The organism is Stenotrophomonas sp. TD3 (assembly GCF_001939825.1).
Classification (GTDB): domain Bacteria; phylum Pseudomonadota; class Gammaproteobacteria; order Xanthomonadales; family Xanthomonadaceae; genus Stenotrophomonas.
The window spans coordinates 41330-56022 of sequence record NZ_MOYM01000001.1 but is presented as its reverse complement, the minus strand read 5'-3'; the positions used below and the strand labels follow the sequence as shown (position 1 = coordinate 56022).

At 66.1% G+C, this 14693-nt stretch carries 11 protein-coding genes; 8 read left to right on the top strand and 3 right to left on the bottom strand.

The features are described from left to right. Positions 1 to 91: 91 nt before the first annotated feature. Positions 92 to 1216 carry a GNAT family N-acetyltransferase gene (locus BKE09_RS00225; protein ID WP_075674510.1) on the bottom strand — a complete coding sequence of 375 codons (1125 nt, stop codon included), beginning with the start codon at positions 1214 to 1216 and terminating at the stop codon, positions 92 to 94. Between the two features lie 192 nt (positions 1217 to 1408). Between BKE09_RS00225 and BKE09_RS00220 the strand changes: the two genes are divergently transcribed. Continuing rightward, positions 1409 to 2887 carry an N-acetylmuramoyl-L-alanine amidase gene (locus BKE09_RS00220; protein WP_075674509.1) on the top strand — a complete coding sequence of 493 codons (1479 nt, stop codon included), beginning with the start codon at positions 1409 to 1411 and terminating at the stop codon, positions 2885 to 2887. A 99-nt stretch (positions 2888 to 2986) separates the two neighbouring features. On the opposite strand, the gene trxB is transcribed toward BKE09_RS00220, so the two are convergent. Continuing rightward, positions 2987 to 3958, bottom strand: a complete 972-nt coding sequence (gene trxB / locus BKE09_RS00215) for a thioredoxin-disulfide reductase (RefSeq protein WP_014037154.1) — start codon at positions 3956 to 3958, stop codon at positions 2987 to 2989. Between the two features lie 233 nt (positions 3959 to 4191). Here trxB and BKE09_RS00210 point away from each other — a divergent pair, with 233 nt between their 5' ends. From BKE09_RS00210 to BKE09_RS00190, 5 genes are all read left to right on the top strand, one after another. Then, positions 4192 to 6552, top strand: coding sequence for a DNA translocase FtsK (locus tag BKE09_RS00210; RefSeq protein WP_032127351.1), 2361 nt, complete (start codon positions 4192 to 4194; stop codon positions 6550 to 6552). Between the two features lie 39 nt (positions 6553 to 6591). Then, complete coding sequence (locus BKE09_RS00205) at positions 6592 to 8535, top strand: DUF3857 domain-containing protein (RefSeq protein WP_075674508.1); 1944 nt, start codon at positions 6592 to 6594, stop codon at positions 8533 to 8535. A gap of 111 nt (positions 8536 to 8646) precedes the next feature. Then, positions 8647 to 9285 carry an outer membrane lipoprotein chaperone LolA gene (gene lolA / locus BKE09_RS00200; RefSeq protein WP_049445350.1) on the top strand — a complete coding sequence of 213 codons (639 nt, stop codon included), beginning with the start codon at positions 8647 to 8649 and terminating at the stop codon, positions 9283 to 9285. A gap of 272 nt (positions 9286 to 9557) precedes the next feature. Continuing rightward, entirely contained in the window at positions 9558 to 10835 is a 1278-nt protein-coding gene (locus BKE09_RS00195; RefSeq protein ID WP_240502857.1) for a replication-associated recombination protein A, read from the top strand. 181 nt (positions 10836 to 11016) lie between these two features. Next, positions 11017 to 11388: a DUF805 domain-containing protein gene (locus BKE09_RS00190; protein WP_042359180.1), complete on the top strand. Its 372-nt coding sequence runs from the start codon at positions 11017 to 11019 to the stop codon at positions 11386 to 11388. Positions 11389 to 11461: 73 nt separating this feature from the next. Here BKE09_RS00190 and BKE09_RS00185 read toward each other — a convergent pair whose 3' ends face one another. Continuing rightward, the gene (locus BKE09_RS00185; RefSeq protein ID WP_075674507.1) at positions 11462 to 11842 is read right to left on the bottom strand and encodes a hypothetical protein; all 381 of its coding nucleotides are present in this window, start codon (positions 11840 to 11842) and stop codon (positions 11462 to 11464) included. A 281-nt stretch (positions 11843 to 12123) separates the two neighbouring features. Between BKE09_RS00185 and BKE09_RS00180 the strand changes: the two genes are divergently transcribed. Further along, positions 12124 to 13152, top strand: coding sequence for an alpha/beta hydrolase-fold protein (locus BKE09_RS00180; protein WP_075674506.1), 1029 nt, complete (start codon positions 12124 to 12126; stop codon positions 13150 to 13152). A gap of 122 nt (positions 13153 to 13274) precedes the next feature. After that, positions 13275 to 14651, top strand: coding sequence for an ATP-binding protein (locus BKE09_RS00175; RefSeq protein WP_075674505.1), 1377 nt, complete (start codon positions 13275 to 13277; stop codon positions 14649 to 14651). The last annotated feature ends 42 nt before the right edge of the window (positions 14652 to 14693 follow it).

Genomic DNA, 14693 nt, shown 5'->3' with positions numbered 1-14693 from the left:
AACTTTGGTTGGCCCAGCGCCCTGGGCGGTGCCAACCTCGCCCCCGCCCAATGCCCTGGTGGGTGCCGGCCTCAGTTGGCACGCTTTTCCGCTACGGCTCTGCGCGGAACGGCCCATGCCCCTGTAGTTCCTGCTGGTAACGCCGCACATCACGCCGCTCCTGCCGGCACCACTGCTGCAGTGCTTCGGCAAACTCCGGATCGGCCACCCAATGCCGGCTGCGCACCAGTGCAGGCAGGAATCCGCGTGCCAGCTTGTGCTCGCCCTGCGCGCCGGGCTCGAAACGGGTCAGCCCTTCGCGCAGGCAGTACTCGATGCCCTGGTAATAGCAGGCCTCGAAGTGCAGGCCGGGCAGGGTCGCGCCACCCCAGTAGCGGCCATAGAGCGTGTCACCGCCGCGCAGGCAAAGTGCACCGGCAATCGGCTGGCCCTCCTGCTCGGCCAGGAACAGCACCAGCCCGCGCCCCAATGAAATGGCCAGATGGCGCAGAAAGGCCTCGGTCAGCGCCGGGGCATTGCCGTATTCGAGGAACGTCTGCAGGTAGAAGCGGTACATGGCCTGCAGGTCGGCGCGGCTGGCCTCGTCGCCATGCACCACGCGGAACGTGATGCCCTGGCGGGTGACCTTGGCCCGTTCCTGGCGGATGTTCTTGCGGTGCTTGTGGTCCATCGCACCGAGGAACTGATCGAAGGTCGCCCACTCACCCGGGTTCTGCCACTGGAACTGCACATCCTCGCGCAGCAGCCAGTCATCGCCGAACAGCGCCTCGTCGCCAGCGGAGTGGAAATTGATATGGGCCGACGACACGTCCAGTGCCGGCAGCGCAGCACGCAACGCCGACAGCAGCGCGGCGCGCTCTGAATCGTGACGGGCCAGCAGCCGCGGGCCAGTGACCGGCGAGTACGGCACCGCGCCCAGCCATTTCGGGTAGTAGTCACGGCCATGCCGGGCATAGGCGTTGGCCCAGGCGTGGTCGAACACGAACTCGCCGTGCGAATTGGTCTTCAGGTAGCCCGGAATGGCGCCGACCAAGGTGTCACCCTCCCACAGCGTGAAGTGCCGGGGCTGCCAGCCCCAGTCCTCGCGCAGGCAACCGTGTTGTTCCAGGCCAGACAGGAACGCGTGGCTGACGAACGGATTCTGGCCGTCGTGCAGGGCGTCCCAGTCGGTGGCGGGAATGGACTGCAGGGAGTCGAGGAAGCGGGTGGAGAGCATGGTTGGCAAGGATAGGCCAGGTGGATCGCGAACGGTGTTGGCGGGGCTGGGTTGGTTTGTTCTGGTTGGGGGTGAGGAAAGTTTGAATTGTCCATCCGTGTGCGCTTGGTGCGGAATCGCCGGCGCACGGGTCGGCAGGGTGGCGGGGCGCTGCATGAGCGGCGCGCATCCCACCACATGGAGAAATCAACAATGAAGGGATTGAAGCTTGCAACTGCCGTGGTCGCGTGCGGCTTGTTCTTTGCGCCTCCTGTTTTGGCTTCCGCGGCCGAGGCCTCGAGGGCTGCGGAAGATCCGGGCGCCTATGCAGAGTTGGTGGCGCTGCTTGAGCGCGAAATTTCCGCCCAGTTGACACGCCATCTGCAAGAGAAGGGCAGGTTGCGCCAAGTGACTGTGAGCGTAGCGATGGATCCGCAAAAGCGCCGGATGGTCGTCGACTTCGGCCCCGGATACCTTCCGGGCAATGACCAGAACTTTGGAGAGCTCTTCCTCGTACCGCTGGCCGCTGATCTTCGGCACTACTCGGACCAGGCGGGCTTGGGAATCCTGGACGTGGAGTTCCTTTTTCAGGGTAAACCAATGGAGGTGCATTTCCCGGAAGATCACCCTGCGCCAAAAGCAGCGAAATCCCGATCCGCGCACACGCAGGCCCTGGTTTCATCAAGCCATGGGTACATTGCCTTGCATCCCAGCAGGGCGTGGGAATTTCAACGACCGGCCCCGCTCGGACTGCAGGAGGATGTATTGAGCCCAGCATACGGAGACGAACTGCAGGGCCTGCTGGAGCAACGAAGCGGATTGGTCGTGCATCGAGCGCGCAGTCGATCTACGGACCCGCATCCGGAGTCGGGCCAGCCTTGGGAACATATGTCTGCCAGGTATCACCTGAAAGCGCTCCTCCCTGAACGTGCCGACATCTGGAATGAGCTGCCAAACAGCGCCGATAGCGATCGTGAAGTCAAGGAGGACATCCGTGCTCGCCCCAATTACGCCAATCATCTCGGTGTGGATGTGATGCTCAGTCTGCACACAAACGGAAACCCAGCCCCCAGCGTTCGTGGTGCCGAGGTCTATCACCATCGTGCCAAGCCTGAAGACAAGGCGCTGGGTGACAGCATCCTGTGCGGGATGAGAGAACTGATCCATGCCCAGCCGGGGTACAAGAACTATCCTGTTCGAGCTGAATCGGCTGCTGATGGGCACGGCGAGAACCGCATCGGAAAGATGCCCTCGGTGATCGTCGAAACCGCCTATCACTCCAATCCTGACGATGTGGCGGCATTGCAGGACCCTGTCTTCCGCTCGGCGTCCATGAAAGGCGTGGAGAAGGGCTACCGTCTGTGGGCATCAGGAAAGACCTGCGAGCCCCTGGCATTGCATCCGGTGCCGGATACCGACGTGCCGATCCAAGCGGCCCGGGACATTGAACTTGGCTATGCCGGGAATCCCCAGTATCCGTTGTCTGTGGAGCTCTCGCTGGCAACCTGTTCGGAGGCGGGCGCATGCACGCCCTGGGCGACGACATTCGATGACCCTGCCAAGCCGCTGACCATCAATCTCGCCTGCAATGGCCCAAGTCCAGGCGTCGCGCGCTGGAGTGTTGTGCTGCGCGATGCGGATGGGGTTGCCACGACACCTGTCGAGTTCACGCAGGCGTGCGTGCGAGCGTGAGGGCAGGCTTCGGTCTGCCAGGCATGGCCTGGCACTACTGAAAGCACAAAGGCCGGCGCTCTCGCGCCGGCCTTTGGTCGGGGTCGAGCATGGCTCGACTCAGCTGGCCTTGCCCTGCGCGTCCAGGTAGCGCTCGGCGTCCAGTGCGGCCATGCAGCCGAAGCCGGCCGAAGTGATCGCCTGGCGGTAGTGCTGGTCGGCCACGTCGCCGGCGGCGAACACGCCTTCCACCGAGGTCTGGGTGGCATTGCCGCCCAGGCCCGAACGGATTTCCAGGTAGCCGTTGTTCATCGCCAGCTGGCCGTCGAACAGGGTGGTGTTCGGGTGGTGGCCGATGGCCACGAAGAAGCCGTGGGCGTCGATGTCGCGGGTGCTGCCGTCCAGGGTGGACTTCACGCGCACGCCGGTCACGCCGGCGTCGTTGCCCAGCACTTCCTCCACCTGGTGGTGCCAGACGGTCTCGATCTTGCCTTCGGCCACCTTCTTGAACAGCTTGTCCTGCATGATCTTTTCCGCCTTCAGGGTGTCGCGGCGGTGGACCAGGTAGACCTTGCGGGCGATGTTGGACAGGTACAGCGCCTCTTCCACGGCGGTATTGCCGCCGCCGACCACGACCACGTCCTGGTCGCGGTAGAAGAAGCCGTCACAGGTGGCGCAGGCGGACACGCCGCGGCCCTTGAACTCGTCCTCGGTCGGGATGCCCAGGTACTTGGCGGTGGCGCCGGTGGCGATGATCAGGGCATCGCAGGTGTACTCGTGGCTGTCGCCGATCAGCTTGAACGGGCGCTGCGACACATCGGCGGTGTGGATGTGGTCGAAGATGACCTCGGTCTCGAAGCGCTCGGCGTGGGCCTGCATGCGCGCCATCAGGTCCGGGCCCATCAGGCCGTGGGCGTCGCCCGGCCAGTTGTCCACCTCGGTGGTGGTCATCAGCTGGCCGCCCTGCTGCAGGCCGGTGATGACGACCGGCTTCAGGTTGGCGCGGGCGGCGTAGACGGCGGCGGTCCAACCGGCCGGGCCGGAACCGAGGATGACGAGGCGCTGGTGGCGGGAGGGCAGGCTGGTGCTCATGTAGACTCGCGAAAAGGTAGATGGGACAAGGCGCTGGCGAGGTTTGCGCAGCATCCGTGGCTGGTCATAGAGTGGCGGCTGGGGCAGGGCGATTCAAGCCGACGAACAGAACGCCGTCATCCAGCGGTGGTTCCGGCCCTCCGATTGCCCTGTCAGATGTCGCATAACTGAAAACTGACGCCGTCTCATTTATTATCAATCACTAACAGCGCATTCCAAAGGTATGGTCTAAGGTGGCGAAGCAGGTCCCCGAACGCTCCAAGTCCGACGACAGCAAGGCGTCACGTCGCACGGCCGCGGCGGCGACGACCGACAATCCACGCCGCCAGCGCCTCTGGCGCGATCTGGGCCTGATCGCGATCGCGCCGGCCCTGCTGTACCTGGCGGCCAGTCTTTTCACGTATTCAGCCACGGATCCGGGCTGGTCGCACACCGGCAGCGTGGTCGCGCCGGTGCACAACCTCGGTGGCCGCGCCGGGGCCTGGATCGCCGATGTGCTGCTGCAGCTGTTCGGCTACATCGCCTTCCTGTTGCCGGTGGTGCTGGGCGCGCTGGCGTGGATCGCTATGTTCGGCCTCAAGCGCGAGAGCAAGGGCGAGAACGACCTGGACCCGGCGCTGCGCCTGGTCGGCCTGGTCGGTTTCCTGATCGCCGGCACCGGCTTCCTGCATGTGCGCCTGTTCAGTGGCGACGTCTCCAGCGCCGGCGGCATCCTCGGCAAGCTGGTCGGCAATTCGCTCACGGTGGGCTTCGGCGCGCTGGGCGCGAACCTGTTCGTGCTGGTGCTGCTGCTGGCCTCGATCACCCTGGCCACCGGGCTGTCCTGGTTCACGGTGATGGAGAAGATCGGTCGCGGCGTGATGTCGCTGGCGCCGTTGCTGGCGCGCAAGAAGGAAGAAGTCACCGAGTGGCAGCAGACCCGGGTGATGCGTGAGGAGCGCCAGGAAGTGCGCAAGGCCGATGCCGAGGTGCGCGCCAAGCGCGAGCCGGTGAAGATCGAGCCGCGTCCGGAACCGGTGATCGAGAAGAGTGACCGGGCCAAGCGCGACACGCAGATCCCGATGTTCCGTGGCGTCAACGGCGACGGCTCGGACCTGCCGCCGCTGGCCCTGCTGGACGACCCCAAGCCGCAGCCGGTGGGCTACGACAAGGAAACCCTGGACGCGCTGTCGCGGCAGATCGAGTTCAAGCTGAAGGACTTCCGCATCGACGCCCAGGTGGTCGGCGCCAACCCGGGCCCGGTCATCACCCGCTTCGAGATCGAGCCTGCGCCGGGCATCAAGGTCAGCCAGATCAGTTCGCTGGACAAGGACATCGCGCGCGGCCTGTCGGTGAAGTCGGTGCGCGTGGTGGACGTGATTCCGGGCAAGTCGGTGATCGGCCTGGAAATTCCCAACGTCACCCGCGAGATGATCTACCTGTCCGAGCTGCTGCGCTCGAAGGAATACGACAAGTCGGCCAGCGTGCTGACCCTGGCGCTGGGCAAGGACATCGCCGGCCGCTCCACCGTGGCCGACCTGGCGCGCATGCCGCACCTGCTGGTGGCCGGTACCACCGGTTCGGGCAAGTCGGTGGCGGTCAACGCGATGGTGCTGAGCCTGCTGTTCAAGGCCTCGCCGAAGGACCTGCGGATGCTGATGATCGACCCGAAGATGCTCGAACTGAGCGTCTACCAGGGCATCCCGCACCTGCTGGCGCCGGTGGTCACCGACATGAAGGAGGCCGCCAACGGCCTGCGCTGGTGCGTGGCCGAGATGGAGCGCCGCTACAAGCTGATGAGCGCGGTGGGCGTGCGCAACCTGGCCGGCTTCAACAAGAAGGTGAAGGAAGCGCAGGACGCCGGCCAGCCGCTGATGGACCCGCTGTTCAAGCCGAACCCGGAACTGGGCGAGGCGCCGCGGCCGCTGGAGACGCTGCCGTTCATCGTCATCTTCATCGACGAATTCGCCGACATGATGATGATCGTCGGCAAGAAGGTGGAAGAGCTGATCGCGCGCCTGGCACAGAAGGCGCGCGCGGCCGGCATCCACCTGATCCTGGCCACGCAGCGCCCGTCGGTGGACGTGATCACCGGCCTGATCAAGGCCAACATCCCGACCCGCATCGCCTTCCAGGTCAGCTCCAAGATCGACTCGCGCACCATCCTCGACCAGTCGGGTGCGGAAACCCTGCTGGGCCACGGCGACATGCTGTACCTGCCGCCGGGTACCGCCATGCCCGAGCGCGTGCACGGCGCCTTCGTCTCCGACGAGGAAGTGCACCGCGTGGTCGAACACCTCAAGGCGATGGGCCCGGCCGACTATGTCGACGGCGTGCTGGACGAAGTGCAGACGATGGGCGACGGCGTGGTCGTCGGTGCCACCGGCCTGCCCGAGAACAGCTCTGCCGGCGATGAGTCCGACCCGTTGTATGACGAAGCGCTGCGGGTGGTCACCGAGACCCGCCGCGCTTCGATTTCCGGCGTGCAGCGCCGGCTGAAGATCGGCTACAACCGTGCAGCGCGACTGATCGAGGCCATGGAAGCGGCCGGCGTGGTCAGTCCGCCCGAGCACAACGGCGACCGCACGGTGCTGGCACCGCCGCCGCCGAAGTAAGACCCGACGTATCCCCCACGACGTCCAAGGAACCGACGCATGCTTCACCCCGTACCAAGCGCGCTGGCACTGGCGCTGGCAGCCCTGATGGCTGCCGGCCCGGCACTGGCAGACACCGCCACCTCCGCGCCCGCCACGGCGCCGCCTTCCACCAGCGGCGATACCGAAGCCAGCAATAATTTCAGCATTGTCCGTTACCGCGCCGACTACCAGGTGCGGCCGGATGCGGGCAATGTGCAGACCGAAACCTACGAAGTCCTGCTCAAGACCAAGGCCTCCGTCGAGCAGTTCAGCCAGGTGCGGCTGAGCTACAGCGAGAAGATGGAAACGCTGGAAGTGCTTGGCGCCTACACCATCACCGCCGACGGCCAGCGCCGCGACGTGCCGGCCGACCGCATCTACACCCAGGAAAGCTATTCCAGCGCCTCGGCGGCGATGTATGCCGACCGCAAGGTGCGGGTGATCGTGTTCCCGAACCTGGCCCCGGGCACGCGCCTGTTCTACCAGGTGCGCCGCACCCAGGCCACGCCGTACTTCCCGGGCTATTTCGGCCTGTGGGAGACCTTCAATGTGTTCACCGAGTACGAGGACGCCGAGGTCACCCTGAGTGCGCCGGCCAACCTGCCGATGTTCGTCGACAGCCGCGGCGTGCAGGGCAGTGATCGCCCGACGGTGAAGAACGGCCAGGCACAGTGGCGCTGGCGCTACCAGCGTCGCGAAGCCATGCCGGCACAGAACTGGTCGGCGGCGGGCTGGGAGTTCGGCCCGAACATCATGGCCAGCACCTATCGTGACTGGTCGCAGATGGGGCGCGCCTACCAGCTCAAGGCCGGCCCGGCTGCGCAGGTCACGCCGGAACTGCAGGCGCTGGCCGACCAGGTCACCGCCGGCATCAGCGACCGCCGCGAGCAGGCCGATGCGCTGTACCGCTGGGTCGCGCAGAACATCCGCTACGTGGCCGTGTACCTGGGCAATGGTGGCCTGGAGCCGAACAGTGCGCAGAGCATCCTCGACAACCACTATGGTGACTGCAAGGACCATGTGACGATCCTGGAAGCGCTGCTGGCGGCCAAGGGCATCGCCAGCTCGCCGGTGCTGATCGGTGCCGGCGGTGGCCCGACGCTGCCGAAGATTCCGGTGCTGGGCCGCTTCAACCACGCCATCACCTACATCCCCGAGTTCGATCTGTACCTGGATTCGACCACCGCGTGGGCGCGCTTCGGCCAGCTGCCGGAAGGCGACCTCCGCGCACCGGTGATGCGCACCCGCGACGCTACGCTGGCACGCACCCCGGCCAACACGCCGCAGCGCAACGCCACCTCGATGGAGGTGCGTTTCACCTTCGACGCCAACGGCAACCTGCGTGGCGAGACGATCCCGAAGCTGGGCGAGAACGCCGAGATCGGCATGCGTGCGCAGTTCTCCCAGCTCAACGCGCAGAACCGTGCGCGCGCTGAAGAGCAGATCATGGCCGCGTCCGGTTTCGACGGGCGAGGGCAGCTGCAGATCCAGGGCGTGCCGGTCGACCTGACCCGGCCGTTCGGCTACCGCATGGCCTTCCAGGCCGAGGATTACGCCGACTTCAGTGTGGCTGGCGGCATGGCCGTACCGGATCCGCCGGGTGGTGAATCGGTGCGCGGCCTGTACGCCACCGCCTCGGCGCCGGCCAACGAGACGCCGTTCTACTGCAATGCCAGCCTGCGCGAGGAAACCTATCGCCTGCAGTTCCCGGTCAATGCGCCGATCATCGCCATCCCGGCCAGCCAGCGTTTCACCAACGCCGCCGGCGAGTATCGCGTGGACTGGAGCCGCGAGGGCCAGGACGTGATCGTGCATCACCGCCTGCAGCAGAACGCGGTGCGCGGCCCGGAGGCGTTGTGCCAGCCGCAGGACTATCCGGCGTTCCGCGCGCTGTACCGCGAAGTGCGTCGTGGCTTCCGTGGCCAGGTGCTGTACGGCAAGCTGCCCGGCTCCGGCGGCTGAATCGCCGATGGACGTTCAGGGCGGCATAATGTCGCCCTGATCGCCCATTCATCTTTATTTGGGCACACTGGCAACCACCTTTCCTGGCGCCCGCGCCCACAGGATTCCCGCATGAACTTCCGCTTCCGCCGTTTCCTTGCCACCACCACCCTGGCCGTGGCCTGCGCCGCCGCCGGCAGCGCCTGGGCTGGCGCCCGCGATGACCTGAAGACCTTCACCAGTGGCCTGAAGGGCCTGGATGGCCAGTTCAGCCAGCAGGTGTTCGACAGCCGCGGCAAGGTGAAGGAATCGACCAGCGGCCGCGTGGCCCTGTCAGCGCCGCGCCTGTTCCGCTGGGAATACGTGCGCCCGCACGAACAGCTGATCGTGGCCGACGGCAAGAAGGTCTGGATGTACGAGCCGGACCTGGAGCAGGCCACCGTGCGCGAGCAGGGCAAGGAAGAGCAGAACAGCCCGCTGACCGCGCTGATCAACCCGGCGCTGCTGGAGCAGCAGTACGACGTCAGTGAAGAGGCCGCGCAGCGCGACGGCCTGCAGTGGCTGTCGCTGTCGCCGAAGCGCGATACCGAGGCCAGCTTCCAGTACGCCGCGCTGGGCTTCAACGCGCAGGGTCTGGCCAAGATGGAAATCACCGACGCGGTCGGCCAGCGCACCGTGATCAGCTTCAGCGGCTGGAAGCGCAACCCGGGCTTCGCCGCCGGCACCTTCAGCTTCACCCCGCCGAAGGGCACCGACGTCATCGGTAACTGATCTCTGGGCGGAAACGTTTTGGTGGATGCCAACCGTTGGTTGGCATGCTTTTGATCTGCTTCGGTAGGTGTCAACCTTGGTTGACACGCTTTTGATCTGCCGGCCAGCGGCCGGCACTACCGATCATGGCCCGGCCGCCGTGGTGGCTGCCAACCTTGGTTGGCACGCTCTCGCGGTACAATGAGCCGGTGGCAAGACATCGTTCAACTTCCTTCCCCGGCCCCGATCTGCTGAGCGTCGATCGGGAACATCTGCGCCCGCTGGCCGAGCGCATGCGCCCGCGCACCCTCGACGAAATGGTCGGGCAGAAGCGCCTGCTGGCGCCGGACAGCGCGCTGCGTCGCGCGGTCGAATCCGGGCGCGTGCATTCGATGATCCTGTGGGGGCCGCCGGGCTGCGGCAAGACCACGCTGGCGCTGCTGCTGGCCGAGTATTCCGATGCCGAGTTCCGCGCCATCTCCGCCGTGCTGTCCGGTCTGCCGGAAGTGCGCCAGGTGCTGGCCGAGGCCGCGCAGCGCTTTGCCGAAGGCCGCCGAACCGTGCTGTTCGTCGATGAGGTGCACCGCTTCAACAAGGCGCAGCAGGATGCGTTCCTGCCGCACATCGAGCGCGGCACCATCCTGTTCGTCGGCGCCACCACCGAGAACCCGTCGTTCGAGCTGAACTCGGCGCTGCTGTCGCGCTGCCGCGTGCACGTGCTGGAAGGCGTTTCGCCCACCGACATCGTCGAGGCGCTGGAACGTGCGCTGGGTGATCGCGAGCGCGGCCTGGGCGAGGAGGGCATCGAGGTTGCTCCCGAACTGCTGCTGGAAATCGCCACCGCCGCCGATGGCGACGTGCGCCGTGCGCTGACCCTGTTGGAGATCGCCGCCGAGCTGGCGGGCGGGGAGGGCGGTCGCATCACGCCGCAGACCCTGACCCAGGTGCTGGCCGACCGCACCCGTCGCTTCGACAAGGGCGGCGAGCAGTTCTACGACCAGATCTCGGCACTGCACAAGTCGGTACGCAGCTCCAACCCGGATGCCGCGCTGTACTGGCTGACCCGCATGCTCGACGGTGGCTGCGATCCGTCCTACCTGGCCCGCCGACTGACCCGCATGGCCATCGAGGACATCGGCCTGGCCGATCCGCGCGCGCAGAGCATGGCGCTGGAGGCCTGGGACATCTACGAGCGGCTGGGCAGTCCGGAAGGCGAGCTCGCGTTCGCCCAGTTGGTGCTGTACCTGGCCAGCACCGCCAAGTCGAATGCCGGCTACGCGGCCTTCAATCAGGCCAAGGCCGATGTGCGCGAGCGTGGCACCGAAGAGGTGCCGTTGCACCTGCGCAATGCGCCGACCAAGCTGATGAAGGAGCTGGGCTACGGCGCTGAGTACCAATATGACCATGATGCTGAAGGTGGCATCGCGCTGGACCAGACCGGTTTCCCGGATGCGATGGGCGAACGCGTGTACTACAACCCGGTGCCGCGCGGGCTGGAAATCAAGCTGAAGGAAAAGCTGGACCGGCTGCGTGCCGAACGCGAAGCGGCGCGGGCCGCGAAGGGCCGTTGAGCCGGCTTAGGTAGAGTCGAGCCATGCTCGACTCCGCTCTTGCACGGGCTGCAGGTGCCTTCTCGAACAGCAGTCGAGCATGGCTCGACTCTACAACGCAGCCATGCATGGCTCGACTCTGCATTGTCCTGCGCGCCGGTCTTTGGCACACTGCGCGGCTACTTTTTCAAGGATGGATGCCGTGCAGGAAATGATTCTGCCGTTGAAGCGTTACGCCCAGTTCGATGGTCGTGCCAACCGTCGCGAATACTGGATGTTCCAGCTGTTCATGTTGATCGTCTCCGCCGTGCTGATGGTGCCGCTCATCGCCGGGTTGGTGATGCAGTCCGATGGCCTGGGCATCGCGTCGATCATTCTGTTCGTTGTGTTCTGGCTGGCTACCTTCCTGCCGGTCATCGCTGTCACCGTGCGCCGCCTGCATGACTGCAACCAGTCGGGCTGGTTGTACCTGCTGGCCTTCGTTCCGTTCGGTGGCCTGGTGATCTTCGTGTTCGCGCTGATGCCGGGTACGCCGCAGGAGAATGTGTACGGCCCGGTGCCGACGGGGCCGTAAGGCTGCGGGAGTCGAGCATGGCTCGACGCTACAGAGGCAATGAACTGAAGCCGGCATTTCGCCGGCTTCGTCTTTACTTGATGCTGCAGTCACCGAAGGACAGGTAGTCCGTGCCGGAACTGAACTGCAGCGTGCAGCTGGCGGTGAACGTTGCGCCTTCTTCCAGGGCACCCAGCTTGGCGGCCTGCTGCGCATCGTCGGTGGTCAGCCGGGCCAGGACATTGCCCTGGTCATCGCCTGCTTCGATCAGTGGCTCGCCCTGCAGGTTGCTGGACACGCCCAGCGCCACCGCGGTGAACGTTACCGTCTGGTTGAGTTGTTCCATGCTCAGCGTCGAATTGCCGGCCTCTTCGTAGGCCTGGTAGAGCGACGGCAGATCCTGCGCGGCATGCGCGGCCAGCGGCGCAAGCAGGCCGAGGGAGAGGGAGAGGGCGATCAGGGTGGTGTGCTTCAAGGGAGTCTCACAATCATGGGATCCAATCCCATGGCGGTCATGGCGCGGATGAACGCGGCCTGGTCGGCGGCAGGCTGCCCGCCCTCCGTGGCTGCGCTGTAAGCGGGGCGATCCAATGCCCCGGTGGCCGGCAAAATAGGGGAGTGCCGCGTCCAGCGCAACCAGTTCATCGCGCGCGTGATACACAGCGTGACGTTTGATCGATGTGATAATCATTCGCGTTTGAGGTAGACTGCGGTCCCTTGTGAACCGGCGGCCGTGGGCCGCTTCTGCCGCCGCTGATGAAGCATTTCGTCCTGCCTTCGCGCCGGGGCCCGTTGGCCCGCGGCCTGGTCGCCTTGATGATGGGTCTGCTCCTGGCCACTCCGTACGCCCATGCGCAGCAGCGCAATCCGCTGCAGAAGATCGGCCACACCGTGCTCGATGAGCCGGCGGCGAGCTATCGCTTCGAGCATTTCGTGGTGGACAGCCCCGACCAGCAACGCCGCTGGCGGGTGAACCTGGCGATCCCGGCCAAGGCCGGCAAGACGCCATCGCCGGCGCTGTATGCGCTGGATGGCAATGCCGTGGCCATGGTGCTGGACCAGCCGCTTCTGGCCGAGTTGGCCGCAGGCAAGGCGCCGCCGGTGCTGGTGCTGATCGGCTACGACAACGACCTGCGCATCGATTCGAAGGCGCGCACCCGCGACTACACCGCATGGATCGACCGCGCCGACGACGAGAGCGGTACGACCCAGGCGGTTGGCGGTGGTGCTGCCGCGTTCCTGGATGTGATCGAGCGCCGCATCAAGCCGGAAGTCGAGCGTCGCGCACGCATCGATAGGCAGCAGCAAGCGCTGTGGGGCCACTCGCTGGGCGGGTTGTTCGTGCTCAATGCGCTGTACACCCGTCCCGCCGCCTTCCAGTCCTATCTGGCCGCCAGCCCGTCGCTGTGGTGGAGCCAGGGTGCGGCACTGGGTGATCCGGAACAGCAGTTCGTGCAGAACGTGCATGGCCAGCCAGCAAGGCTCTGGCTGATGCTGGGTGGTGCCGAGCGTGTCGGTGATCGCGGCAAGCGCGACATGAACAACCCGCGCGTGGTCGCGCACCTGCGCCGCATCGGCGGCGCCACCCCGGATGCGGCGATGCAGTTGTCCGAGCGGCTGGGCAAGGTGCCGGGCCTGAGCGTGCAGTACCGCGAGTTCGACGGTCTCGGCCACGGGCCGATGCTGCCGGCGTCGTTCCATGCTGCGCTGCATGAGCTGTACGGCGTGACCGACCGCAGCGCCGGCGATGGCGCACCCAACGGTGGTGACAACGCCGCCGAATGAATCCCTTCGCACGCGATGCCGTGCGACCCCACTACCCAGGCGAGGCTGCCGACGTGCAGCGGCCCAGGCAACCGATGACTCCCGCGCCACGTGGCGCGGCCTATGTGTGCAAGGAGCCTGCCATGTCGTTCCGTCCGTCTCTCCGTCTTACCTCTCTCGCTGCCGGCCTGCTGCTGGCGGTGACCGCCACCGCGCAGCCGGTGTTCGACCAGCCGGCCAACGCCACCTTCAAGGGCGAGGTCGTCTCACGCGGTGAGAACGTGGTTCCCGGCAGTACGGCCGACGTGGTCGGTCGCGGGTTCGTGCCGGGCCAGAAGGTCAGCCTGCTGCGTGGCGACAGCGTGCTCAACACGCAGCCGCTGGTGGTCGATGCCGATGGCAACTTCAAGACCCAGCTGAGCATTCCGGCCGACGCCGTGCCGGGTACCCACCCGGTGGTGGTGCGCGCCAGCCAGCCGGCCGCAGCCACGGTGCTGAAGCTGCGCGTGTCGCCGCAGCTGCCGCTGTCCGGCCAGGCGCAGTTCGCCACCCAGTCCAACAAGCTGGTGCCGGGCCTGTACCAGTCCGCCTACAGCGCCGCCAGCAATGCGGTGTTCGTGACCTCGGCCGTGGGCCGTCCGCCAGTGACCCAGTCGCAGCTGCTGAAGCTGGACCCGAAGTCGCTGAAAGTAACCAAGGCGATCACCCCGGCGCAGGTGCCGGGCAGCACCAATGGTGCGGTGTACGCGGTCTACGGCGTGGGCGTGGATGACACCAATGGCAACGTCTGGGTCACCAACACCCGCCAGAACTCGATCGCGGTCTACCGCCAGAAGGATCTGTCGCTGGTCCACCAGTTCCCGGTCGATGCCGTGCCGCATGCGCGCGACGTCGTGGTCGATGGCACCCACGGCAAGGTGTTCGCCTCGGCCACGGGCGAGGACCACCTGTCGGTGTTCGACGCCAGGACCTTCAAGGAGCTGCCAGCGGTGACGCTGGAGTCCGGCGTGGATGACGGCAAGTTCACCCCGATGAGCCTGGTGCTGGACGAGAAGGGCGGCAAGCTGTTCACCGTCAGCATTGGCACCCCGGAAGCGGCGGTGATCGACGTGGCCAGCAGCAAGGTCGAGAAGGTCATCGACCTGGGCAATTCGATCAGTGCGTCAGGCGTGGCCTTCGACGCGGCGCGCAACCGCCTGTACGTGGCCTCGCAGGGCACCGACAACCTGCTGATCGTCGATGTGGCGGCCGGCAAGGTGCTGCATGACGTGCCGGTCGGCGCCGGTGCGCTGAACGTCGCCTTCGATGATGCCTCCGGCCTGGCCTACGTGAGCAATCGCGGCGCCGGCACCGTCACCGTGGTCAACGGCGACGGCAAGGTGGTCGCCAACCTCGATGGCGGCACGCTGCCGAACCACGTCCGTGCCGATGGCAAGGGCAACGTGTTCGCGGTGAACAAGTCGCGCGGCGCTGAAGACCCGAAGGGTGACCGCATCACCCGTATCACCCCGAAGCAGTAAGTCACACGGCAGGGCGGCGTGCGCGTCGCCCTGCCAGCAAGG